Source organism: Gordonia sp. WA4-43 (genome assembly GCF_020520305.1).
GTDB lineage: Bacteria > Actinomycetota > Actinomycetes > Mycobacteriales > Mycobacteriaceae > Gordonia > Gordonia hongkongensis.
This window is the reverse complement of sequence record NZ_CP084736.1, coordinates 3,584,142-3,604,941: the sequence shown is the minus strand read 5'-3', so window position 1 is coordinate 3,604,941 and position 20,800 is coordinate 3,584,142. Positions and strand designations below refer to the sequence as shown.

The 20,800-nt window shown below is 67.5% G+C and carries 17 protein-coding genes; 8 read left to right on the top strand and 9 right to left on the bottom strand.

Going from position 1 to position 20,800, the window contains the following annotated elements; all coding sequences use genetic code 11:
* Positions 1-80 precede the first annotated feature (80 nt).
* Positions 81-641, top strand: coding sequence for a peroxidase-related enzyme (locus LEL84_RS16015; RefSeq protein ID WP_226512122.1), 561 nt, complete (start codon positions 81-83; stop codon positions 639-641).
* Positions 642-717: 76 nt separating this feature from the next.
* Here LEL84_RS16015 and LEL84_RS16010 read toward each other — a convergent pair whose 3' ends face one another.
* Positions 718-900 carry a hypothetical protein gene (locus LEL84_RS16010; RefSeq protein ID WP_226512121.1) on the bottom strand — a complete coding sequence of 61 codons (183 nt, stop codon included), beginning with the start codon at positions 898-900 and terminating at the stop codon, positions 718-720.
* Positions 897-1,595 (bottom strand): arginase family protein, encoded by a 699-nt coding sequence (locus LEL84_RS16005; protein WP_264186669.1) that lies wholly within the window; start codon positions 1,593-1,595, stop codon positions 897-899. The genes LEL84_RS16010 and LEL84_RS16005 overlap by 4 nt, the downstream gene beginning before the upstream one ends.
* Positions 1,596-1,811: 216 nt before the next feature.
* Between LEL84_RS16005 and LEL84_RS16000 the strand changes: the two genes are divergently transcribed.
* Complete coding sequence (locus LEL84_RS16000) at positions 1,812-2,438, top strand: TetR/AcrR family transcriptional regulator (protein WP_226512119.1); 627 nt, start codon at positions 1,812-1,814, stop codon at positions 2,436-2,438.
* 27 nt (positions 2,439-2,465) lie between these two features.
* Here the strand turns inward: LEL84_RS16000 and LEL84_RS15995 are convergent, their stop codons facing one another.
* Positions 2,466-3,374 carry an AurF N-oxygenase family protein gene (locus LEL84_RS15995; protein ID WP_226512118.1) on the bottom strand — a complete coding sequence of 303 codons (909 nt, stop codon included), beginning with the start codon at positions 3,372-3,374 and terminating at the stop codon, positions 2,466-2,468.
* Between the two features lie 178 nt (positions 3,375-3,552).
* Between LEL84_RS15995 and LEL84_RS15990 the strand changes: the two genes are divergently transcribed.
* The 4 genes from LEL84_RS15990 to LEL84_RS15975 all read left to right on the top strand — a co-directional run bounded on the left by LEL84_RS15990 (position 3,553) and on the right by LEL84_RS15975 (position 8,721).
* On the top strand, positions 3,553-4,977 hold the full coding sequence (locus LEL84_RS15990) for an FAD-binding oxidoreductase (RefSeq protein ID WP_226512117.1): 1,425 nt from the start codon (positions 3,553-3,555) through the stop codon (positions 4,975-4,977).
* Positions 4,978-5,043: 66 nt separating this feature from the next.
* Positions 5,044-5,805, top strand: a complete 762-nt coding sequence (locus LEL84_RS15985) for a decaprenylphospho-beta-D-erythro-pentofuranosid-2-ulose 2-reductase (RefSeq protein WP_058250949.1) — start codon at positions 5,044-5,046, stop codon at positions 5,803-5,805.
* Positions 5,806-6,073: 268 nt separating this feature from the next.
* Positions 6,074-7,936, top strand: coding sequence for a galactan 5-O-arabinofuranosyltransferase (locus LEL84_RS15980; protein ID WP_413466868.1), 1,863 nt, complete (start codon positions 6,074-6,076; stop codon positions 7,934-7,936).
* Between the two features lie 5 nt (positions 7,937-7,941).
* Positions 7,942-8,721 carry an MBL fold metallo-hydrolase gene (locus LEL84_RS15975; RefSeq protein ID WP_226514333.1) on the top strand — a complete coding sequence of 260 codons (780 nt, stop codon included), beginning with the start codon at positions 7,942-7,944 and terminating at the stop codon, positions 8,719-8,721.
* Between the two features lie 24 nt (positions 8,722-8,745).
* Here the strand turns inward: LEL84_RS15975 and LEL84_RS15970 are convergent, their stop codons facing one another.
* Entirely contained in the window at positions 8,746-9,423 is a 678-nt protein-coding gene (locus LEL84_RS15970; protein WP_065631369.1) for a nitroreductase, read from the bottom strand.
* A 327-nt stretch (positions 9,424-9,750) separates the two neighbouring features.
* Here LEL84_RS15970 and LEL84_RS15965 point away from each other — a divergent pair, with 327 nt between their 5' ends.
* Positions 9,751-12,354, top strand: coding sequence for an AMP-binding protein (locus tag LEL84_RS15965; protein WP_226512115.1), 2,604 nt, complete (start codon positions 9,751-9,753; stop codon positions 12,352-12,354).
* 194 nt (positions 12,355-12,548) lie between these two features.
* Here the strand turns inward: LEL84_RS15965 and LEL84_RS15960 are convergent, their stop codons facing one another.
* The 4 genes from LEL84_RS15960 to aroQ all read right to left on the bottom strand — a co-directional run bounded on the left by LEL84_RS15960 (position 12,549) and on the right by aroQ (position 15,267).
* Positions 12,549-12,866 carry an ArsR/SmtB family transcription factor gene (locus tag LEL84_RS15960; RefSeq protein ID WP_068971647.1) on the bottom strand — a complete coding sequence of 106 codons (318 nt, stop codon included), beginning with the start codon at positions 12,864-12,866 and terminating at the stop codon, positions 12,549-12,551.
* On the bottom strand, positions 12,859-13,341 hold the full coding sequence (locus LEL84_RS15955) for an SRPBCC domain-containing protein (protein WP_137811045.1): 483 nt from the start codon (positions 13,339-13,341) through the stop codon (positions 12,859-12,861). The genes LEL84_RS15960 and LEL84_RS15955 overlap by 8 nt, the downstream gene beginning before the upstream one ends.
* Positions 13,342-13,477: 136 nt before the next feature.
* Complete coding sequence (locus tag LEL84_RS15950; protein ID WP_226512114.1) at positions 13,478-14,731, bottom strand: DUF3500 domain-containing protein; 1,254 nt, start codon at positions 14,729-14,731, stop codon at positions 13,478-13,480.
* A 77-nt stretch (positions 14,732-14,808) separates the two neighbouring features.
* A complete protein-coding gene (gene aroQ / locus LEL84_RS15945) occupies positions 14,809-15,267 on the bottom strand; it encodes a type II 3-dehydroquinate dehydratase (protein WP_068971650.1) in 459 nt (152 codons plus the stop codon).
* Positions 15,268-15,401: 134 nt separating this feature from the next.
* Here aroQ and LEL84_RS15940 point away from each other — a divergent pair, with 134 nt between their 5' ends.
* Positions 15,402-18,830: an arabinosyltransferase domain-containing protein gene (locus LEL84_RS15940; RefSeq protein ID WP_226512113.1), complete on the top strand. Its 3,429-nt coding sequence runs from the start codon at positions 15,402-15,404 to the stop codon at positions 18,828-18,830.
* A gap of 55 nt (positions 18,831-18,885) precedes the next feature.
* On the opposite strand, the gene LEL84_RS15935 is transcribed toward LEL84_RS15940, so the two are convergent.
* Complete coding sequence (locus LEL84_RS15935) at positions 18,886-20,592, bottom strand: HNH endonuclease signature motif containing protein (protein ID WP_226512112.1); 1,707 nt, start codon at positions 20,590-20,592, stop codon at positions 18,886-18,888.
* Between the last annotated feature and the right edge of the window lie 208 nt (positions 20,593-20,800).

Sequence of the window (20,800 nt, the reverse complement as noted above, 5' to 3'; positions counted from 1 at the left end):
TGGTGAGTCACGTCGCAAGGCGCGACCATGGGCTCCTCGCGAAGCGAGCAGGGTGCGCCCCTGTGACGGAAGGCCTTGCCATGACCACGAGCCGATTCCCCTTGACCGAACTCGCCGACCTGCCGGATGACCTTCGCGATCGCATCCACCCCATCGCGGAGAAGTCCGGTTTCGTCCCCAACAGCTTTCGCGCGCTGGGGCATCGCCCGAACGAGCTACGAGCGTTCCTCGATTATCACGACGTGTTGATGGAGGAACCGGGCCCGCTGTCGAAGGCCGAACGTGAACTGGTCGTGGTCGCCTCGTCTGGAGCGAACAGATGCGTCTACTGCGTCGTCGCCCACGGCGCCATCCTGCGCGTGCGATCCAAGGATCCACACCTCTCCGATCACGTGGCAACCAACCCTGCCGGAGCGGTCCTGGATGAGCGTCAGCGCGCGATCGTCGAGCTCACTCTCGCCCTGACCAGGACCCCAGAACTGTTCGCGGACAGCGACATGGCTCGCGCCCGGCAAGCGGGGCTCACCGATGACGAGATCTGGGACGTCGGGGCGATCACTGCGTTCTTCGCCGCGTCGAACCGACTCGCACACCTGACGGCGGTGGCACCCAATCACGAGTTCTATTCCATGGGTCGGTGACTCGGGACACGGCCGGATCAGCTCACCGCGGATCGAGCCGGTACAGACGCGAGTGAGCGGGTGTCACAACACGGGGCTAGGTGGAGCTCAGTGCCGAAACGAGCGCCGACACGAGCCTGGGTATCGCGGTTCGATCTGCCGACGCATGCGCCGGGTCGAGCTGCCCGATCGACAGTCCCCAGCAGTCGGGGTCCTGTAGCAGCGTGCCGAGCGCCTGTTCGAGGATCGCGATGGTCGGTCCGCTGTTTCGGCCGTTCACGTTCTCGCGATCGGCGCGTGCATGAAGTCGAGTACGTCGACGTCGAGGTGCACGACGAACGGTCCGGACGCCAGAATCCGGCGAGCGTCGGCGGCGGCACCTCGGGGGTCGTCGCAGAGCGCGGTCTGGTCGACGATCGCGATTCCGTGTTCTGCAGCCTGCGCGCGTTCCCAGTCGGTCGTTTCCCGGGTCAGATCCACCCCGAGGTAGACCAGGTCCGACGGCTGCAGCAACGGTGTGCGGTACGTCAGGTCGACCAACTCCGGCGCAGCCCCCTCGAGACCCAACGCGTGTGCCATCCCCATCCAGCTCAGTGAACCCTCCGAGGTCGAGCGGGGGGTGTTGAGATCCAGATGCCGGTCTATGTAGACGAGCCTGGGCCGTTCTCCGGCACGTGCCATCGCGTCGCAGAGTCCGACGGCGACCGTGCAGCTTCCGCCGAGCACGAGCAGACGTTGCTCCGCTGCGAGCAGGCTCGCCGCAGCGGTAGAAAGCTCGACGAGTGCGTCCGCCTCGTCGCCGAGGTTCTGCGCGAACGGTCGCTCACGGTCGGGAAACCACAGCCGCGTCGTCAGATCGCCGGCATCGACGACGTCCGTCCCCGACGCCCGCAGCTGTTCGACGAGTCCGGCAGCTCGCAACGCGCCGGGCGCTCGTTCTACGCCCACGCAATACGCGCCCGCACTATTGGGCACGCCCAGCACCGTCGTTCTCATCGAGTGCCGTCGACCGGACTGCCGTGGGCTGGCTCCATGGCCCCATCGTCGCAGAATGAATCGCCTGCTGGACGCCCAGATCGAATGACAGTCCAGAAAGATCCGAAGCCGGCGTCCCTCGCCGGCCGCCGCCCGGTTCGTACAAGAGGGCGAGGTCGTGCCACGTCACGAACGCCGTGAGCCATAATCGCGGGCATGCAGAAGCCGGCTTGCCCGATCCGACGCCGGACCGCGCCCGAGGTCCGTGAAGCTCTGCTCGTCGCGGCTGTCGCCGAACTCGACGAGGCCGGACCCGAGAACGCGAGCCTGCGTGCGATCGCCCGCCGGGTGGGTATCACGCATCAGTCGGTGGCCCACCACTTCGCCGATCGTGGGGCGTTGTTCACCGCGGTCGCGGTACGCGGTTTCGACAACCTCCACACCGAACACATGCGCGCGCTCGAGCAACTGCCGGACGACGCCCCGCTCGGCGAGGCCGTCGCCACGCTGGGGCAGGTCTACGTCCGATTCGCGCGTGACAACCGCGCCACGGTCACGCTGATGATGGGCTCACGACTCGTCGACAACAAGGCGCCCGACCTGGTCGCGGCACGGGCGCGCGGATGGGAGTTGCACACGCGCACCGTCTCCGACGCCGCCGACCACGGTTGGGGCGGCGGCGTGCCCGGCAACCTCATCGCCGTCGCAACCTTCGCCATGGCGCACGGCCTGGCCGCACTGGAGACCGACTTCGCCGACCAATTGCCCGACGGCACCGGCATCGAAGACCTGCTCTCGCTGGTCAATGCCGCGATCATCACTCCGCCGCACCAGGATTCGTGATCGCCGGGGACGTTCGGCACCGGCCCGTCAGAGCATGTGCACCTTACGGTAGATCCGCGCCGCGGGCCGGGTGAGCAGACCCACCTCGTCGAGGAAGCCCATCAAGTGCGCGCAACCCGAGCGGACCATCGACTGGAAATGGTGGTTGCGGCGCATCTCTCCGACCGCCCGACGGTGGTCCAGACCGGCGTCGGCGTAGGCCTTCGGGCGGACGAGGCTGACGAGGATGTAGGACACGGCCATCGCGGTGATCACCGAACTGAGCTGTCGCCGAATCCAACTGGCTTCCGCCATGGACTGGCGCACCTCCTCTCGCGCGAAACGCATGTGGCGAGATTCCTCGAGGACGTGGATCTCGTTGACGGTGCGCACGAGCGGCAGCACCCGATCGTCACGCATGCAGCCACGCTGCAGCACGTCCAGGACTTCCTCGGCGGCAAGGATTCCGGCGTAGGCGACTTCGCTGCCCGCGACCCGCATGAACAACTTGCCGAAGCGACCCAGGCGCGGGTGCGGCGTGTAGCTGGTCCCGGTCAGCTTGTGCGACGTCTTGGCGAACATCAGCGAGTGCCGACACTCGTCGGCGACCTCGGTCAGGGCGAACTGGAACTCCGGGCGGTGGTAGTCGCCGAGGTACTGATCGCGGATCACCATCTCCTGCAGCATCATCTCGAACCAGATGCCGATGCTCATGATCGACGCCGTCTCGTGCCGGGTGAGGGCGATCCGCTGCTGCTCGGTCATCTCATCCCAGTAGGCCGTTCCATAGAGAGTCGACCACTCCGGGCTGCAGCCGTACTTGTCCTTCTCGAGCGGCGCATCCCAGTCGATCTCGGTCAGTGCATTGCGCGACAACCGCGCGGCAGATGCCAGCAGGCGCTGCGACACCTCGTCGATTCCGTCGTCGGAACGGGTCACATCTCTGAGCGCTTCCATGCCGGGCTCCTCGTCGTGCGCGGTATTACGTCTGTGATGCATGCCACCACGGATCGTGCCATCAGTCAATGGTGCGTTTCTCGATGGCATCGACGGGGCGCTCGACCCGCGGTACGACTCCGCCTCCCCTCGGCATGACGGTCGGTGCGCGAACCCCGCCCAGGTAATCTCTCTAGCGATGTCTACTGAAGAGTTGCTGCCGATCACGACCCGCAAGCTGGTGGGCTGGTCTCGCACCACCCCGATCGAGGGTCACGTCCTGTCCACGCCGTACCCCGAGGTCATCGCCGAGGCGGTGGCCCGCGTGGCCGACGACAACGCGGACAAGCCGGACTACCTCAAGCGCGGCGTCATCGCCCGCGGGCTGGGCCGCTCGTACAACGAGTCGGGCCAGAACAGCGGCGGCCTCACGATCGACATGACCCCACTGACCAGGATTTACGCGATCGACGACGAGTCGGCCACGGTCGACGTCGACGCCGGCGTCTCCCTGGACACGCTCATGCAGGCAGCTCTCCCCCACGGCTTGTGGGTTCCGGTGCTCCCGGGTACCCGACAGGTGACGGTGGGCGGCGCGATCGCGCACGACATCCACGGGAAGAACCACCACAGCCAGGGCAGCTTCGGCAACCACGTCGTCGAGATGCAGCTCCTCGTCGCCGACGGCCGCATCCTCACCCTCACCCCCGGCGGCTCGGCCGACGACCCGAACGGCGAACTCTTCTGGGCGACCATCGGCGGCATCGGACTGACGGGCATCGTGTTGCGCGCCAAGATCCAGATGAAGCGGACTGAGAGCGCCTACTTCATCGCCGACACCGCGCGCACCGGCTCGCTGCAGGAGACCCTCGACCTGCATCTCCAGGACGGTTTCGAGGACGGGTACGAGTACGCCTCGGGGTGGTTCGACACCATCAGCGCGCCGCCGAAGCTCGGTCGCGGCACGTTCTCCCGGGGAAACCTCGCCCGCGTCGACGAACTGCCGGAGAAGTACCGCGACAACCCGCTGTCGTTCAACAACAAGCCACTGGTCCGCTTCCCCGACATCTTCCCGCGCGGGCTCGCCAACAAGCTCAGCTTCTCCGCGGTCGGCGAGGCCTACTACCGGATCGGGCCGCCCAGCGAGGGCAAGGTCAAGAATCTCGCGCAGTTCTACCACATGCTCGACGTGTTCGGTGACTGGAACAACGCCTACGGACGCGGCGGCGGTTTCTGCCAGTACCAGTTCATCGTGCCAACTGGCAACGAGGGCGAGTTCACCGCGCTCATCGAGGACATCCAGGCGTCGGGTCATGTCAGCTTCCTCAACGTCATCAAGCTCTTCGGCGAGGGCAACCGCGCGCCGCTGAGCTTCCCGTTCAAGGGCTGGAACGTCTGCCTCGACTTCCCGGTCAAGGCCGGCCTCGCCGAGTTCCTCAACGAGCTCGACCGCCGCGTCATGGCGATGGGCGGACGCCTCTACACCGCCAAGGACTCGCGCACCTCGGCCGAGAACTTCCACGCCATGTACCCGGAGATCGACGACTGGATCGCGACGCGTCGTCGCATCGACCCCAACCGGGTGTTCATGTCGGACATGGGTCGGCGACTCGAACTCGCCTGACCGACAGCCCTTTTCGATGCGCCGCACGCGCACCCGACCTGTACGTCACCGAAAGCGAGTACACAAATGATCAACGCCGTGGGCGTCCCACAGTCCATCCTGGTCCTGGGCGGCAGCTCCGAGATCGGGCTCGCCATCACCGCGGAGTACCTCAGCAAGGGCCCCGCGCGGGTCATCCTCGCCACCCTGCCGGGTGACCCCACGGCCGCCGCGGCGGTGGAGAAGGCCAAGAACGCCGGCGCCACCGAGGTCACGCAGATCGACTTCGACGCCCGTGCCACCGACACCCACCGGGCGGTCATCGACAAGGCGTTCGCCGACGGTGACGTCGACGTCGCGATCGTCGCCTTCGGCATCCAGGGCGACGACGAGCAGGCCTGGCAGGACCACGGCCTCGCGGTCGCCGAAGCCGAGATCAACTACACCGCAGCCGTTTCCGTCGGAGTCTTGCTGGGCGAGAAGTTCAAGGCCCAGGGCCACGGACAGATCATCGCCATGAGCTCCGTCGCCGGTGAGCGCGTGCGCCGCAGCAACTTCGTCTACGGCTCCACCAAGGCCGGACTCGACGGCTTCTACCTCGGGCTCGGAGAGGCGCTGCGCCCCTTCGGTGCTCGCGTCCTCGTCATCCGCCCCGGCCAGGTACGCACCCGGTTGTCGGCGCATGTCAAGGAAGCGCCGCTCACGGTCGACAAGGAGGACGTGGGTCGCCTCGCGGTGGCCGCGGCCACCAAGGGCAAGGAGATCGTCTGGGTGCCCGGGCCGTTCCGTTACATCATGATGGTGCTCCGCCACATCCCGCGTCCGATCTTCCGCAAGCTGCCGATCTGATCGCTGAATCGCCCAATCGCTGAACAGCAGAGTCTGAGTGGACGTGATGAACCGACCTGACCCTTCGAGACGTCCCTCCGCAAGCTCCGGGACTCCTCAGGGAGCGGGGGGAGAGTCGCCCACCGCACCTCAGGGAGCCGGGGGAGAGTCGCCAACCGCACCTCAGGGAGCGGGGGAAGCCTCGCCGGCCGACCTTCGAAGTACAACAGGCTACGGGCGGGCCGTCCTGTCACTGCTGATCGCCGTGGTGGTCGGCGGGTTGGTGTCGATGGCGGGACTGACGGCCATCGGGACCGTCGAGTGGCCGGCGTTCAACTCCTCCAACGTGACCCGGTCGCTGACGACCGCCGGACAGGTGCTGGCGATCGCCATCCTGGTGGTCGCCGCACTGCTCTATCGCTACGGCAAGGGCCGACTGCTGGTGCCGGTGCTGTCGGCGGCCGCGATGTCCGGCTTCGTCACGGTGACCATCGGAATGCCGCTGGGCGCGACACGTCTCTACCTCTTCGGACTCTCGGTCGACCAGGAGTTCCGCACCGAGTACCTCACCCGCATGACGTCGAGCCCGCACCTGGCGGACATGACCTACACCGATCTGCCGCCCTACTACCCAGCCGGTTGGTTCTGGTGGGGCGGCCGGTTCGCGAACCTGCTCGGCCAACCCGGCTGGGAGGCCTACAAGACCTGGGCGATCGTGTCGATGGCGGTGGCCGCGGCCGTCGGCGTCGTCCTGTTCATCCGCATGTTCGGGGCGGATCGCGGTGTCGCGCTCGGCCTCGCGGTCACCACCGTAACGTTGCTGTACGCCTCGCCGGAGCCGTATGCGGCCATTCTGGTGCTGATCGGCGTACCCATGCTGATCACGCTGACCTACGCGCTGCGCGGACGAACCCGTGCCGCCGACGGACCCGTGGGTCCGCTCTTCGGCGCGACGAGTTGGCCTGCGGTGGCGGCGTCCGGTGTGTTCCTGGGGATCTCGGCCGCTACCTACACGCTCTACACCGGACTGTTCGCCCTCTCAGCTGTCCTGCTGGCCGGTTACTTCGCCGTCCAAGGCTGGCTGAGCGCGTCGAACAAGGCCACTCCGTCGGCCACGGTGACCAGCCGCCGGCGCGGTGTCGTGCTCGCTGTGATCGGTCGTCTGGTCGCCGTCGGGGTCATCTCCGGCCTGATCGCCCTGCTGGTGTGGGCGCCCTACCTGTGGGCCCGCCTGACCAACACGCCCGCCAGCGGCGGTACCGCCGAACACTATCTGCCCGAACGCGGTTCGGTGCTGCCGCTGCCGATGTTCGGGCTGAACCTCGTGGGCGCGATCACGATGATCGGCCTCCTCTGGATTCTGCTGCGCTTCCGCACCCGCACCGTCGCACTGGCCATGGGCGTCACGGTGGTGACGGTCTATCTTTTCTGCCTGCTGTCGATGCTGATGACCGCCCTGGGCACGACCCTGCTCTCGTTCCGTCTCGAGCCGATCCTGGTGGCCACACTGAGCGCGGCGGGCGTCTTCGGTGTCGTCGACCTCGCGCATGCGGCGGTACGGCGCTTCGGTGACGTTCGTGTGGTCGTCGGCGCACTCGCCGTCCTCTCGGCAATCGCGATGGCACAGAGCATCCCGGGTCATCTCGCCACCGAGATCACCACCGCCTACACCGACACCGACGGATACGGCGAACGCGCCGACGCCCGCCCGGCGGGTGCCGAATCCTATTTCGCGGAGCTGGACAAGCTGATCGGTGAACAGACCGGCCGGCCGCGCACCGAAAACGTCGTTCTCACCGCCGACTTCGGTTTCCTGTCGATCTACCCGTACTGGGGATTCCAGGGACTCACCTCGCACTACGCGAATCCGCTGGCCGAATTCGACAAGCGCGCAGCCGCGATCGAGCGTTGGGCGGAAAGCGAGAACGCCGACCAGCTCGTCGACGCGCTCGACCGATCCCCCTGGACCCCGCCGAATGTCTTCCTGTTCCGGTACAGCGCAGACGGTTACACGCTCCGCCTCGCCGAGGACGTCTATCCCAACGATCCGAACGTGAAGCGATACACGGTCACCTTCGACCCGGCGGTGTTCGACGACCCGCGCTTCCAGGTCACCGAACGCGGCCCGTTCGTGCTCGTCGTCCGGAAGTGATGATGATGCGACTCCCGTTGCGTACCGCGCGACCGATGACGATCACCCGGGTCGACGGCGATTCGTCGACAACGCATTTCGTCTCCACCGACGTCGTGAACTGGGTGCTGCTCGAGCAGGACGGCGAGCTGACGCTCATCGACGGCGGTTATCCGGGCCAGGCCGCCCAGGTCGTCGAGTCCATCGAGCGGATCGGCCGCAAGCCCGAGGACGTACGTGGCGCGCTCCTCACCCATGCTCACGTCGACCACCTGGGTGGCCTCGTCAAGCTGCAGGCGCAGTACGGGTTCGACGTCTACATGGACCCGGTCGAGGTAAATCACGCGCTGCGCCATCACCTCCAGCAGGCGAACGCGCTCGATCTCGCCCCGCAGGCCGCAAATCCCCGCCTGTGGGCGTGGCTGGCCAAGACCACTCCGCTCGGCGTCCTCAGTCGTGCGGGTCTCGTCCAGGCGTCTGGGTTCTCCACCAGTGGGCACCGACCGCTCGACCTCCCGGGCGCACCGGTCCCCGTGGCGAGCCCCGGCCACACCGACGGCCACAGCGCCTACCTCGTCGCCGACGGCCGCGCCCTGGTGTCCGGCGACGCACTGGTGAGCGGACACGAGATCTCGTCGATCACCGGGCCGCAGTGCATCCCGTCGCTCTTCCAGCACGACGAACCCACCGCGCGACGCAGCGTCGAACGGTTCACCGAGCTCGATGCCGACATCCTGCTGCCGGGCCACGGCCCGATTCGTCGCGGCGGCGTGGCCGCGGCCGCGCGTGCGGCGCTGTCGCGCTGAGCTCCGGCAGGATCGGCCCCACCGCTACTCGAAGCCGACGAACGTCGCGGCCTCGGCCACCGACTTGCGTTCGGAGACCACCGCATTGGCCGGGAAGGTCTCATCCGGCCAGCCGAGCGCGATGCTCTTCATGATCACCTGATCGTCGGGGATGCCGGCGTGCTCGCGAACCACGGGCGACTGCATGATGCCCTGGCTGTTGATGACCGCGCCGAGACCGCGCGACCAGGCGGCGTTGACCAGTGCATTCGAGACCGCGCCGCAATCGAACGGGGTGTCGTCGCTGCCGTCGAGGATGCGGTCGTAGGTCACGATCACGCAGACCGGGGCGTCGAACTGGCGGAACCCCCGCAGCACCCAGTCCTGCCGCATCTCCATGTCCTCGCGGGCGATGCCCATCGCGCCGAACAGTTGCTTCGCAACCTGGACCTGACGGTCGCGGTGCGTTCCGGTGAACTTCTCCGCGCCCGTCCGGAACTCTCGCGAATGGGGAACGCCGGCCAGGTTGCGCTCGGTGTTGCCCGCGCGGATGCGATCCAACGGTTCACCCGTGATCACGTGGAAGTTCCACGGTTGTGTGTTCATCGACGACGGGGCTCGCATGGCGAGGGTGAGGATCTCCTCGATGAGCTCTCGAGGCACGGGGTCGGAGGTGAACCCGCGGGTGCTGCGACGTCCCAGAACCACTTCGTCGTACTGCATCGTCGATTTCTCCTCGTACGCCTCGAACAACCCCGTCGTCGCGGACGGCGATGCAGGACCACACCGTCCGACGACCGGTGAACACGTTACCGCCGACCGGCCGGATGTCTCCGCTTCCGGTGTCATGCCCGGCCGACCAGGCCGCTTCCCTACTCCCACCCGCTCCGATCGTGCTCCTTCGCGCGACTAAGGGTAGGTTTGCCAGGCAAGCTGTCGGGACCGGAGGAGGGGCCGAGTCCCGCGCGGCGTGGCACCGTTGCCCGGGCTCGAGTTCGCCTGGCCCGTCCATGACCGTCGACGTTTCCCGCTCCGCGGAAGTTTGAGGACATGAACAGCCATAACCCTCCCGAAGCCCCGGTGACTCCCACCGGCGCCACGGTCGTCACCGACCTTCCGGGCGTCGACGCCGCCGACACCGCCGCGGCCCGATGGCGAGCCGTCGCCGCGATACGTGGTGAGGCCGTCGCACTCCAGACCCCCGAGCAGTCGATCACGTTCGCCGACGCCGCCTCCCGGGTCGACGACCTCGCGCGCACGATCGTCGCCACCACCGATCCGGGCCGACCCGTGGCGGTGGAGATCGAATCCGACATCGACTCGGTGATCGCGATGCTGGCGGTGCTGTGTTCGGGACGCCCCCTCGTCCTTCTCGACCCGTTCCTGCCGCCGGACCGACGCGACGTCGTGCTGGAACGGTCCGGTGCCGATGTCCTGGACACCGCAGCCGATGCCCGAGAACCAGGTCAGTCGCGTATCGCGGACCAGCCCGGCCCGAACGATCCGGCGGTCCTGCTCTTCACGTCGGGCTCGACCGGCACCCCCAAAGGCGTGGTGCTGGCGCAGAAGATGCCGGTCAATCACGCCCGGGACGGCCGTCGCTTCCTCGGCATGCGACCCGACGACCGCGCCGTCGTCCTGCTACCCCTCAGTTTTGGCGGCGGCCTCGACGCGCTCGCGATGAGCTTGCTCAACGGGTCGACCATGCTGCTCTGGGATGTCCGCCGCCGCACCACGACCGGGCTTCGGGACTGGCTTGTCGCACAGGAGGCGACCACCGCGCACTGCACCCCGTCGCTGCTGCGATCCTGGCTGGGTGAGCTGTCGGCCGACGACGCCGTCGAATCCCTGCGACTGCTGTCGACCTGCGGTGAGCCGACGCACCGCGCCGACATCCAGCTGGCCCGCGACACGATCCTGACCGACGGAGTCTTCTGTTGCTGGGCAGGCGCATCGGAGGTCGGCAACCTGGCCTTCAACCTGTTCCCGCCTGAGCGGGACGTCGAGCCCGGCGCCATCCCCGTGGGCGTGCCGGCGTCGGACAAGCACGTCCGGATCGTCGACGCGGACGGGAACGATCTGCCGGTCGGCAGCACGGGCGAGGTCATCGTCGAATCCGCCCATGTAGCGTCCGGTTACCACCAGGATCCGGAGCTGACGGCGACGCGCTTCATCGGGTTGCACGACGGCCGGACACGTTATCGCACCGGCGATCTCGGACGCTTCGACGAGTCCGGCGAACTCGCGCTCCTCGGGCGCAGTGATGACGCGATCAAGATCCGCGGGTACCTCGTCGAACCGCTCGAGGTGGAAGCCGCCATCCGCGCGCTGCCCTGGACCACCGACGCGGTCGTCACCGCCAACCGCGACGAGGCACGGCTCACCGCCCACGTCGCCGTGGACCCCGAGAAGTGGTCACCCTCCCCGGCCGAGATCCGGCAGGAGCTCGGGAAGACGTTGACCCCGTGGATGATTCCGCGCGACATCATCGTGCTCGCCGAACTTCCGCGCAACGAGCGCGGCAAGGTGGACCGGGCGGCCATGCCTTCGCCGCCCGCACGTCCGGATCACGAACCGCCCCGCGGGATGACCGAGATGGCGCTGCACCGGTTCTGGTGCCAGATCCTCGGCCTCGAATCCATCGGCCGGAACGAGGATTTCGTCGAACTCGGCGGCGACTCGCTGGCCGCCGCGAAGATGCTGGCCGAGGTGCAGCATCACCTCCAGCTGGACGTCAACACCGCGATGCTCGCCGAGGCGCCGACCATCGCGCTGTTCGCCCAGCGCATCGAGTCGGCCGCGAAAGAGCGGTCGGCGAACGCGTCGGGGGCCACCCTCATCCCGTTGCGACAGGGCACGGGCCGGCCGATCTTCCTGGTGGCCGGCGCCGGTAGCCTGGCGACCAGCCTCACCCCGGTCGTCCGAGCACTGCAGACCGACCGGCCGGTCTACGCGATCCAGTCGCGTGGCGTCGAAAAGCGCGGCCGCGCTGATCATTCCGTGCGCGCCGCGGCACGACGCGCGATCGCCGACATGCGATCGGTGCAACCACACGGTCCGTACCAGGTCGGCGGCTACTCGCTGGGCGGGTTCGTCGCGATGGAGGTCGCGGCGCAGCTGACCAAGGCCGGCGAGACATGTGATCCAGTCGTCGTGCTGGACTCGCTCTTCGACCCGGCACTGGCCAAGCGGGTTCGTGGTGAGAAGGTCGGGATCGTCGGACGCCTGCGTGCGCTGCGCGGCGGCACCCGCGACACCGCCCTGCCCGACCGCACCGGGGACGACCCCACGCCTGCCCGCGAACCGCTCCCCCAGCGAATCGTGAAGGAGCTCGCGCTGGCCGTCCTCGTCCCCACCGCGGGGATGGTCCAGCTCCCGACGCCGGTTCAGTGGATCGTGTTCTTCCGGTTGGGCACCAGGATGATCCGCCGGTACCGACCCCGGGAGTACGCGGGTCCCGTCGGCGTCATCCGCGCCCGCACCAATCCCGATGACCCGGGCCTGTGGCGGCGGATGTCGACCGGCGCCGTGACCTTTCACGACGTCTCCGGCGACCACATCTCGATGATCCGCGCACCCCACGCCGCCGACACCGCCAGGGCGATCGACGAGGTGATCGGATCCGCTGCTCCCTCCGCTACAGCCGCCCCCTGAGGAGCCCTGCGCTCTCTGAGCTGAGGGAGCGAGTCGACGCCCCCTCTGCTCCCTGAGGAGCGAACTTGCGAGCGTCACGAAGGGTCTCTCGAGTCGTCTCACCAGGACCCTTCGAGGCTCGTCGCTATCGCTCCTCGCACCTCAGGGAGCAATGGGTGTCGCTTCTTTCGGATCATGGAGGGTTGTCGTGCGGCTCAGCCCTCTTCGGCGCGGAGTTTGATGTCGGCCAGACGGCGATCCCAACCACGGCCGATGGTGTCGAGCCGATGCGCAACCCGCGACAGCTGTGCCCCCACGGCTTCGTAACGGATCTCGCGGCCGACACGTGAGGACGTCACCAGCCCCGCCTCGGTGAGGACCCGAAGGTGTTTCGCGATCGCCTGCCTGCTGATCGGGAGTTCGGCCGCGAGATGTGACGCGGACGCGGGTTCCGAACCCAGTCGCGTGAGGATCTGCCATCGGCTCTCGTCGGACAGCGCGGCGAAGACCTCGACGGGAGCGACGTCAGGCATGCACGCCGCCGAGATGTGTTCGGGCCAGCTCGAGTTCGATGGTCCATCCCTCGTTGTTGCCGTCGAACCGTGCGCGTCGCTCCGCTTCCGTTCCCGGCAGCGACGCGAAACCGGACTCCACGACCTTGAGGAGCACGCCGGAGTCCGCCGGCGTGATCCAGAACTCGACGAGGGTCGAATCCGATTGCGGATCAGCGGCATCGGCGAGCCATCGAAACGCTGCGTATCGCGGCTCGTCGAGTTCGACGGTGCGGAAGGTGAAGGCGCCGTGGACCGGGTCGTGGATGGTCGACAGGTCGCCGTCGCGTTCGATCCGGTGCTCGGTGATCGCCTTGTCGTTGATGAACCATCCCGGTTCGCTGACCAGAGACCAGACCCGGTCGGCGGGTGCGTCGATCGCGATCTCGCGCTCGATCCGGTCGAATTCTCCTGTCGCCGAATCGGTCACGTCATGTGTGGTTGTGTTCTCGCTCATCGATACTCCCTCGCCTAAGTTGATTGCTGCAACTCCATAGTTGCAGCAGTCCGGAGGTTCTGCAACCCTACGGTTGCGCCAGTCGATGATTTCTGGACTCGCGAGTCGCTTGACGGCGGCTGCCCGAGGCTGACAACTAACCACTGGCGGGGCGAGATCCAGCCGGAGCCTGCCCGCCGGGACCGCCCGCTCCTCCGGCCATGCCGGTGGCGGCTTGCTGGGTCACGCTGCCGGCGTAGTCGTTGCCGGGATCGCGATAAATCGTATGGACGTGTCCCCAGCCCGACGTCGTCACGCCCTCGACATCGGCACCGGCGGAACCCTGCTGCGCGGCGAATTCGATGTACACGTCGGGGCCGGAGATCTGGAAGTAGATACCGTCACCCTGTGTCATGTCGTAGGCGGTGGCTCCCGACCAGTTGATGTAGGTCTCGTCGAGCGTCGCTTCGATCTCGGCGAGTGCCTCGGAGGTGGTCTCCTCGTCGGACAGGCCCACCCAGTTCGCGATGACGTCGAGCAGCAGCTTTTTCTGCTCATCCGTCAGATCAGCGCCCGAAATTCCTGTCCCCGTGGGGTAATCACAAGTGCTTCCGGGAGCGCACACCATGTTCGCGACGGTCGACCCCTGGTACAGGGCTGCCTTTTGTTCGTCGGTCAGGCTGTCGTAGAACGCGAACGCCGTGGTGTAGATGCCGTCGAACGGTTGGACCTCGTTGCCGTCGGAATCGGTGTACACCGCCGGCTGAATTCCCAGATGTGTGGGAGCGAAGGTGATCTCATCGGCCGCGCCATCGAGTGTGGCGTTGATGCCGAGATGGTGCCCGCCGAACTGGATCTCCCAGGCACTCGAATCAGACGGATCGCCGAAGAAGGCGATGTAGTACTGGCCGAGCGACTCCTCCGTCGAACTGCTCTTCTCATGAAGATATTTGTCATTGCCCATGATTCCGGTGACGGTGGCGTAGCCCTCGTCGCTGAGGAGCGCTTCCAGGACCTTCATCGCGGCGGCCCGCTGCTCGTCGGACAGATCTGCGAGGTTCACCCCGGCGCGGTCGACGAAGGTGACCGGGAAGTTCGACCACGACGTCGTCTTGGTCTCGTCGTCGTAGTCGTAGGTGACCTGCTCGCGTTGTTCATCGGACAGGGTGGCAAGGAACGCCTGAGCGGCTTCGGCGGACGACGAGATCGTGGTGGCGGTGGTTGACGCGTCTTCGGTGGTGATCGAGGAGGACACGGACGAAGACGCAGAGGTCGAGGCCGATGACGTGCTGGGAGCGTCGGTGGTGCAGCCACCGAGGAGCAGGCCCCCGGCCAGCAGCGCCGACACGATGGCGACGCGCACGCGGCGAGGAGAAGAGGCAAGGGCAGAGGCAGAGGTTCGCTTGTGCATACGACGAAAGCTATCGGCGCCCACTGCTCCCTCCCTGGGAGAAACCTGGACGGTTCCTGGGAACCGTGCCGCTCTGGTCAGCCGACCAGATCGACGAGTCGGCGAACCGCGAATTCGTAACCGCGGATGCCGAAACCGGCGATGACCCCGGCGGCGATCGGTGACACATAGGAGTGATGCCGGAATGCCTCGCGCCGATGGACGTTGCTGATGTGCACCTCGAGGATCGGGACATCGGGGACGACGAGCGCATCGGCGAGGGCGACCGAGGTGTGGGTCCATCCCCCGGGGTTGATGACGATGCCGCTGATCTCGCCGACGGATTCGTGGATCCAGTCGAGCATCTGCCCCTCGTGATTGGTCTGCGCCGCGCGTACACCGAAACCGAGTTCGGCGGCGGTGCGCTCGGCCAGGTCGACCACGTCGGCCAGGGTGTCCGAGCCGTAGACGGCCGGCTCCCGGGTGCCGAGAGTGTTCAGGTTGGGGCCGTTGAGCAGCAGGATCGGCAGACGGTCGGGCACCTCGGCGTCGGACATGGCGTTCACCTTACTGGCCCTGACCTGGCGATCGGCGTTCCTGCGTCGCCGCGGCGCGACCGTGAGCACCCGCCCGTCGTGCCCGCACCGCCGCCGACGGGGGTGAGACATCCCAACGGCTACCATCTCTCTTTGTGCCAGCGCAGACCGTTCGACGAGCGAGGATCGTCGCCATCGTCACCGGTCTACTCGGATTCCTGCTCGCACTCGCGACTCCCCTCATGCCGGTGTCGCAGCGAACGGCCGAGATCGACTGGCCGCAGAACGGTCAGATCGGTTCGGTGTCGGCCCCGCTGATCGGCTACACGCCCGTCGACCTCGACGTCTCGATTCCCTGCACTGCCGTGAACGCCCTGCCGCCCGGCGGGTCGGTGCTGCTCTCGACGACTCCCAAGCAGGCACCGAAGTCCGGTGAGCGCGGCCTGTTCATCCGCAAGACCGGTGCTGCCGATGCGCCCCTGGACCGGCAGGGCGTCGAGGTGGTCATCCGCAACGTCTCGCTGGTGTCGGCGACGCTGCAGGACATGCGCGACCAGGGGTGCCGAGAGATCGTCGTGCATGCCGATTCCGACGCGGTGACCGCCGAATTCGTCGGCATGACGAGCGGTATCCGGAACGAGGACGGCGAGGACGAGCCACTCGCCGGCACGACCGAGGACAAAGAGGCCTTCAAGTATTCGTCCGACCAGCGCCCCCAGGTGACCGGCCTCTTCACCGATCTCGCCGGGCCGGCGGCCGACATCGCGGGACTCGACGCCCACGTCACCATCGATTCGCGCTACAACACCGCGCCGACCATCTCGAAGTGGCTGGTCGTGATCGTCGGAGTGGCGTCGACGCTACTGGCTCTGTCCGCCCTGGCAGCACTGGACTCGACCGACGGCCGACGGCATCGTCGGATCTTCCCGGCACGGTGGTGGCGACTCAATGCGCGCGACTATGTGGTGATCGGCGCGCTGATCGTGTGGCACATGATCGGGCCCAACACCTCCGACGACGGTTACCTCCTGACCATGTCGAGGGTGGCCCAGGACAGCGACTACACCGCGAACTACTTCCGCTGGTACGGCGCGCCCGAGGCGCCGTTCGGTTGGTACTACCAGGTCTTCGGACTGCTCAGCCACATCTCGGTGGCCAGTCCGTGGATGCGTCTGCCCGCACTGTTGTGCGGAATCCTGGTGTGGCTCATCGTCAGTCACGAGGTTCTCCCCCGCCTGGGACGTGCCGCGCTGACCCGCCCGATGGTCGCCTGGACGGCGGCGTTCGCGTTCCTCGCGTGCTGGTTCCCCTTCAACAACGGCCTACGGCCCGAACCGATCATCTGCCTGGGTGCCCTGCTGACCTGGTGTTCGGTCGAGCGGGCCATCGCCACCGGTCGAATGCTGCCGGCCGCCGTCGCGTGCCTGATCGGAGCGTTCAGCATCGCCGCCGGCCCGACGGGCCTGCTCGCGGTGGCGGCACTGATCGCCGGCGCACGCCCGATGATCATGGCGCTCATCAAGCGAGCCCGCGTCGTCGCCGAACTGTCCTCCGCCGACACCGAATCCGCGGGATCGGCATCCGGCGATCCCGCGACCGCCGACCGCGATCGCAAACGCTCGCTGCGATGGTCGTTCGTGGCGCTCATCGCGCCGATCCTCGCCGCCGGAACCTTCGTCGTCTTCGTCGTGTTCTCGAACCTGACCCTGCGGTCGTTCGTCGAGGCGTCGAGCATGAAGTCGGCGCTCGGGCCGTCGATGAGCTGGTACAACGAGATCGGTCGCTACTCGGCGCTCTTCGCCTTCTCCGCCGACGGTTCCATCGCCCGTCGGTTCGCGGTACTGGCCATGATCCTGGGCTTGGTCGTCTCGGCGGCAGTGCTGGTCCGCAAGAACCGCATCCCCGGCACCGCCATCGGCCCGACCCGCCGCATCGTCGCGATCACCTTCGCATCGCTGGTGTTCCTCATGTTCACCCCCACCAAATGGACCCACCACTTCGGCGTCTTCGCCGGTATCGCGGCCGCCCTCGCCGCGATCGCGGCCATCGCCGCCAGCCAGCAGTCCATGCACTCGAGGCGAAACCGCACCCTGTTCTGCGCGCTCGTCCTTTTCATCGGCGGACTCGCCTTCACCGCGCCGAACTCGTACTACTACTACTCCGCGTGGGGCATGCCGTGGGGCGTCGAGCAGGTCAAGATCGGCGGCATCATGCTCGGCAGCGTGCTGCTCTATGCCGCGCTCGCCCTGCTGCTGGTCGCACTGTGGTTCCACTTCCGCGAGCCGTTCACCGGGACCGATCCGCACGTCGAGGAATCCACCGGCGCCGACGCCGCGCATCAGCGGTGGTACCGACGACTGGTCGCCTCGATGGCGGCCGCCCCGCTGGCCTATCTGGCGATGGCGGTGGTCGTCTTCCAGATCGTCACCGCGATCTTCGCCGGCATCCACCAGAGCTCGTCGTACTCGGTACCCCGGTCCAACTTCGCCGCCGTCGCCGGCAACCCGTGCGGGATGGCCGACAAGGTCTGGGTGGAGTCCGACCCCGACCGCGACATGCTCCGCCCGGTCGACCCGACGCTGCCCAACCCTCTCGGCGGACCACCGCCCGCACCGGGCAGCGTGCCGTCCACCTCGGGATTCTCCCCCAACGGTGTGCCGACAGCACTCGAGTCGACAGCCAGCGAGGGGTCGCTGGGTGTCCTGTCCGGCGACGTCTGGCAGTCCCCCGACATCGTCAACTCCAACCCCGGCGGTACCGGCGGCGGCGAGATCGCCGAACCCGGGATCAACGGCAGCACCGCGGCGCTCCCGTTCTTCCTCGATCCCGCCTCGACGCCGGTCATGGGCAGCTACTCCAAGCTCGACCAGGTCCCGGCCCGCCTCACCTCCGGGTGGTACGCGCTGCCGCCGGATTGGCGGGACCGCCCGCTGCTCACGATGTCGGTGGCCGGTGAGTACGACAACCCGAACGTGATGCTCGAGTACACCGCGGACCCGATCGGTCCCGACACCGGCGATGCCGACCTCGAGGCCGCCGGCGACACCGAACTGATCGATCCCGGTCCACGGCCGTCGTGGCGCAACCTGCGCTACAACACCGACGAGTTGCCGTCCGACACCACCGCCGTGCGGATCGTCGCGACCGACGACAACCTCGCCGAGGACCGGTTCATCGTGCTCACCCCGCCGCGGATCCCGCAGATGGACACCCTGCAGGACGTGGTCGGCAGCACCGACCCGGTCCACATCGACTGGACTTCGGGCCTGGCGTTCCCGTGCCAGCGCCCGTTCACCCACGACGTCGGGGTCGCGGAGATCCCGAAGTGGCGCATCAAGCCGGGCTCCGACCTGGCAGCCGCGGTGTCGGCGTGGCAGAACCGCTTCGGCGGCGGTCCGCTCGGCTGGCTCGAGGTCTCCCAGCAGGCGACGGCGGTGCCGACCTATCTGATGGCCGACATCGGACGCGACTGGGGCGCCCTCGAACGCTACGAGCCATACGGCGACGTCGACACGCTCGCCGAGATCGAGACCGGCACCGCCACCCGCAGCGGACTGTGGAGTCCCGCGCCGTTGCGGCACTGACGGTTCGACGGCCCGGTCGCCGCGGTGGTAGTCGGCGAGGCGATCTGCTTTGCCGTCACCGGTGGTCGGTGAGTATGCGTGCGAGTTCTGCTTCGACCGGGGTCAGCGGTGGGCTGGTGAGGTGCTCCGGCGGTGTTCGCGGATGGACCAGTTCGCGATAAGCGAGTTCGAGGCGCCGGCCGCGGTCGCCGTAGCCGACGGCGTCGGGGCGCCCGCTGCTCCCTGAGGAGCGCCCGGAGCTTGCGTAGGGCGCGTCACGAAGGGTTGGGCGCGAGTCATCGCCGGACCTGGTGGCAGGTCCGTGGATCTCGTTGCGCACGGTGTTCAGGTGGTCTGCGAACCGCCGGGGTATGTCGGGTCGGCGGTTGAGGCGCTCGGGGTTGGGCGGTGCACCGGGTTCGGCGTTCAACCGCCACAGGCAGCGGCCTTCGTCGGGTCCGGACCGGGCGATGCGGGTGGTGTACTGCCCGGGCTGGTCACCGACCATCCGGTTATGTCGCGGGCAGGCCGGGGCGAGGTCGTCGATGTCGGTGAGACCGCCCTTGGCCCAATCCCTGTGGGCGTGATGCATGTCGACCTGGGTGGCGGGCTGATCACACCCGGGTGCCGAGCACACTTCCCCGTCGGGGCGGGCGAAAGAGACGAGGCGCTGTTCGCGGGTGGCCAGACGTCTGCCGCGCCCGAAGTGCAGCGGCACAGTGGTGGCGTCTTTGAAGATCGCCAACCACGGCTGGACGTCACCGGCCATCGCGATCAAGTCCCGGATGGGCAGCAGGGTTCCGGTGGCGGTGGTCGCGAGTCCGGCTTCGCGGACGAGGTCGCCGAGGTCGGCTTTGATGATCAGTTGGACGGGCAGGCCGCGGTGCGAGGTGCCGAGTGCGCCGTCGGCGAAACCTGCGGCGAGTGCAGCGTCGAGCGCGTCGTGATTGGACTGGGCGAGGGTGCGGCCGTCGCGGTCGGCTGCGGTGGCCAGGGCGTCGGGGTCGGCGGCACCGGCCGGCCCGCTGGGCGAGGCGGGGTCGTCGGGGTTATTGAGTCCGGGTTTGCCCCACACGGCGAACATCATGGTGAGTCGGGCGGCGAGTGCGGGTGTCAGGGTGCCGGAGATCTTGGCGGTGCCATCGGCGCGTTGCCGACCGATCCACAGGCCGCGGCGTCGTTTCTGGTCGGTGTCGTCGGTCAGGGTGCCGTCGGGGTCGAGGTGGGCGAGCAGGCGGGCACCGAGTTGGGTGATCTCAGCGGGGGTGTGGTCGGTGGCGATCTCGGCCATCTGCCGCTCAGCGGCGACCTTGATGTCGTGGTCGACGGCGACCGGGATGCGGTCGAGGACATCCAATGCGGCCTGCACGTGCGCGGTGCCGACCGCGCCTTGTGCGAAAGCTTCCGCGAGGCAGGGGTATTCGGGTGGGAGGACCTCGCCGCCGAGGCTGGTCCGGTGGGCGGTGGCGTCCATCTGCTTACGGCGGCGCATCGGGTTCGAGACTCGTAGCCGATGTGTCATGTACTGCATGAGGGTCCGGCAGCCGGCCTTGCGGGGCAGGTCGCGAGCGACGGCCTGATCGATCTGCCGGTCTCCGGCGACGGTCAGACGTGCGATGGCGCGTTCGGTCTCCGCGGCCACTTCAGCGAGTTCGGCATCGGTACACGGTGACAGATCCACGGTCTGCAACTTGTCGAGGGTGCGGTGGAGATCGGCCACCAACTCAACGGCACGCGGTTGCGGCGCTGTCGAATCGCCACCGACGCGTGTGGTGTCGGACATGACGGTCACCTCCCCCGAGAACCGTTGCTGCGAATGTACGTTCGACTGTACACGAAAGAAGGGTAAACGGCAGCTCGAAATACGTTGTCCAACAGAATCTTTGCTGCGCGGAGTTGCCACCTTGGATTGTCGGTGGTTGCTGGTAGTCTCCGCCTGCGGGCAAGAACTGTGCGGTCTTTGCGGTGTGGGACCCTTCGTGACGCGCCCT

Excerpts from the sequence above, each read along its gene's own strand:
- LEL84_RS16015 (WP_226512122.1), top strand. The coding sequence starts at position 81 with ATGACCACGAGCCGATTCCCCTTGACCGAACTCGCCGACCTGCCGGAT.
- LEL84_RS16000 (WP_226512119.1), top strand. The coding sequence starts at position 1,812 with ATGCAGAAGCCGGCTTGCCCGATCCGACGCCGGACCGCGCCCGAGGTC.
- LEL84_RS15995 (WP_226512118.1), bottom strand. The coding sequence starts at position 3,374 with ATGGAAGCGCTCAGAGATGTGACCCGTTCCGACGACGGAATCGACGAG.
- LEL84_RS15990 (WP_226512117.1), top strand. The coding sequence starts at position 3,553 with ATGTCTACTGAAGAGTTGCTGCCGATCACGACCCGCAAGCTGGTGGGC.
- LEL84_RS15985 (WP_058250949.1), top strand. The coding sequence starts at position 5,044 with ATGATCAACGCCGTGGGCGTCCCACAGTCCATCCTGGTCCTGGGCGGC.
- LEL84_RS15980 (WP_413466868.1), top strand. The coding sequence starts at position 6,074 with ATGGCGGGACTGACGGCCATCGGGACCGTCGAGTGGCCGGCGTTCAAC.
- LEL84_RS15975 (WP_226514333.1), top strand. The coding sequence starts at position 7,942 with ATGCGACTCCCGTTGCGTACCGCGCGACCGATGACGATCACCCGGGTC.
- LEL84_RS15970 (WP_065631369.1), bottom strand. The coding sequence starts at position 9,423 with ATGCAGTACGACGAAGTGGTTCTGGGACGTCGCAGCACCCGCGGGTTC.
- LEL84_RS15965 (WP_226512115.1), top strand. The coding sequence starts at position 9,751 with ATGAACAGCCATAACCCTCCCGAAGCCCCGGTGACTCCCACCGGCGCC.
- LEL84_RS15960 (WP_068971647.1), bottom strand. The coding sequence starts at position 12,866 with ATGCCTGACGTCGCTCCCGTCGAGGTCTTCGCCGCGCTGTCCGACGAG.
- LEL84_RS15955 (WP_137811045.1), bottom strand. The coding sequence starts at position 13,341 with ATGAGCGAGAACACAACCACACATGACGTGACCGATTCGGCGACAGGA.
- LEL84_RS15950 (WP_226512114.1), bottom strand. The coding sequence starts at position 14,731 with ATGCACAAGCGAACCTCTGCCTCTGCCCTTGCCTCTTCTCCTCGCCGC.
- aroQ (WP_068971650.1), bottom strand. The coding sequence starts at position 15,267 with ATGTCCGACGCCGAGGTGCCCGACCGTCTGCCGATCCTGCTGCTCAAC.
- LEL84_RS15935 (WP_226512112.1), bottom strand. The coding sequence starts at position 20,592 with ATGTCCGACACCACACGCGTCGGTGGCGATTCGACAGCGCCGCAACCG.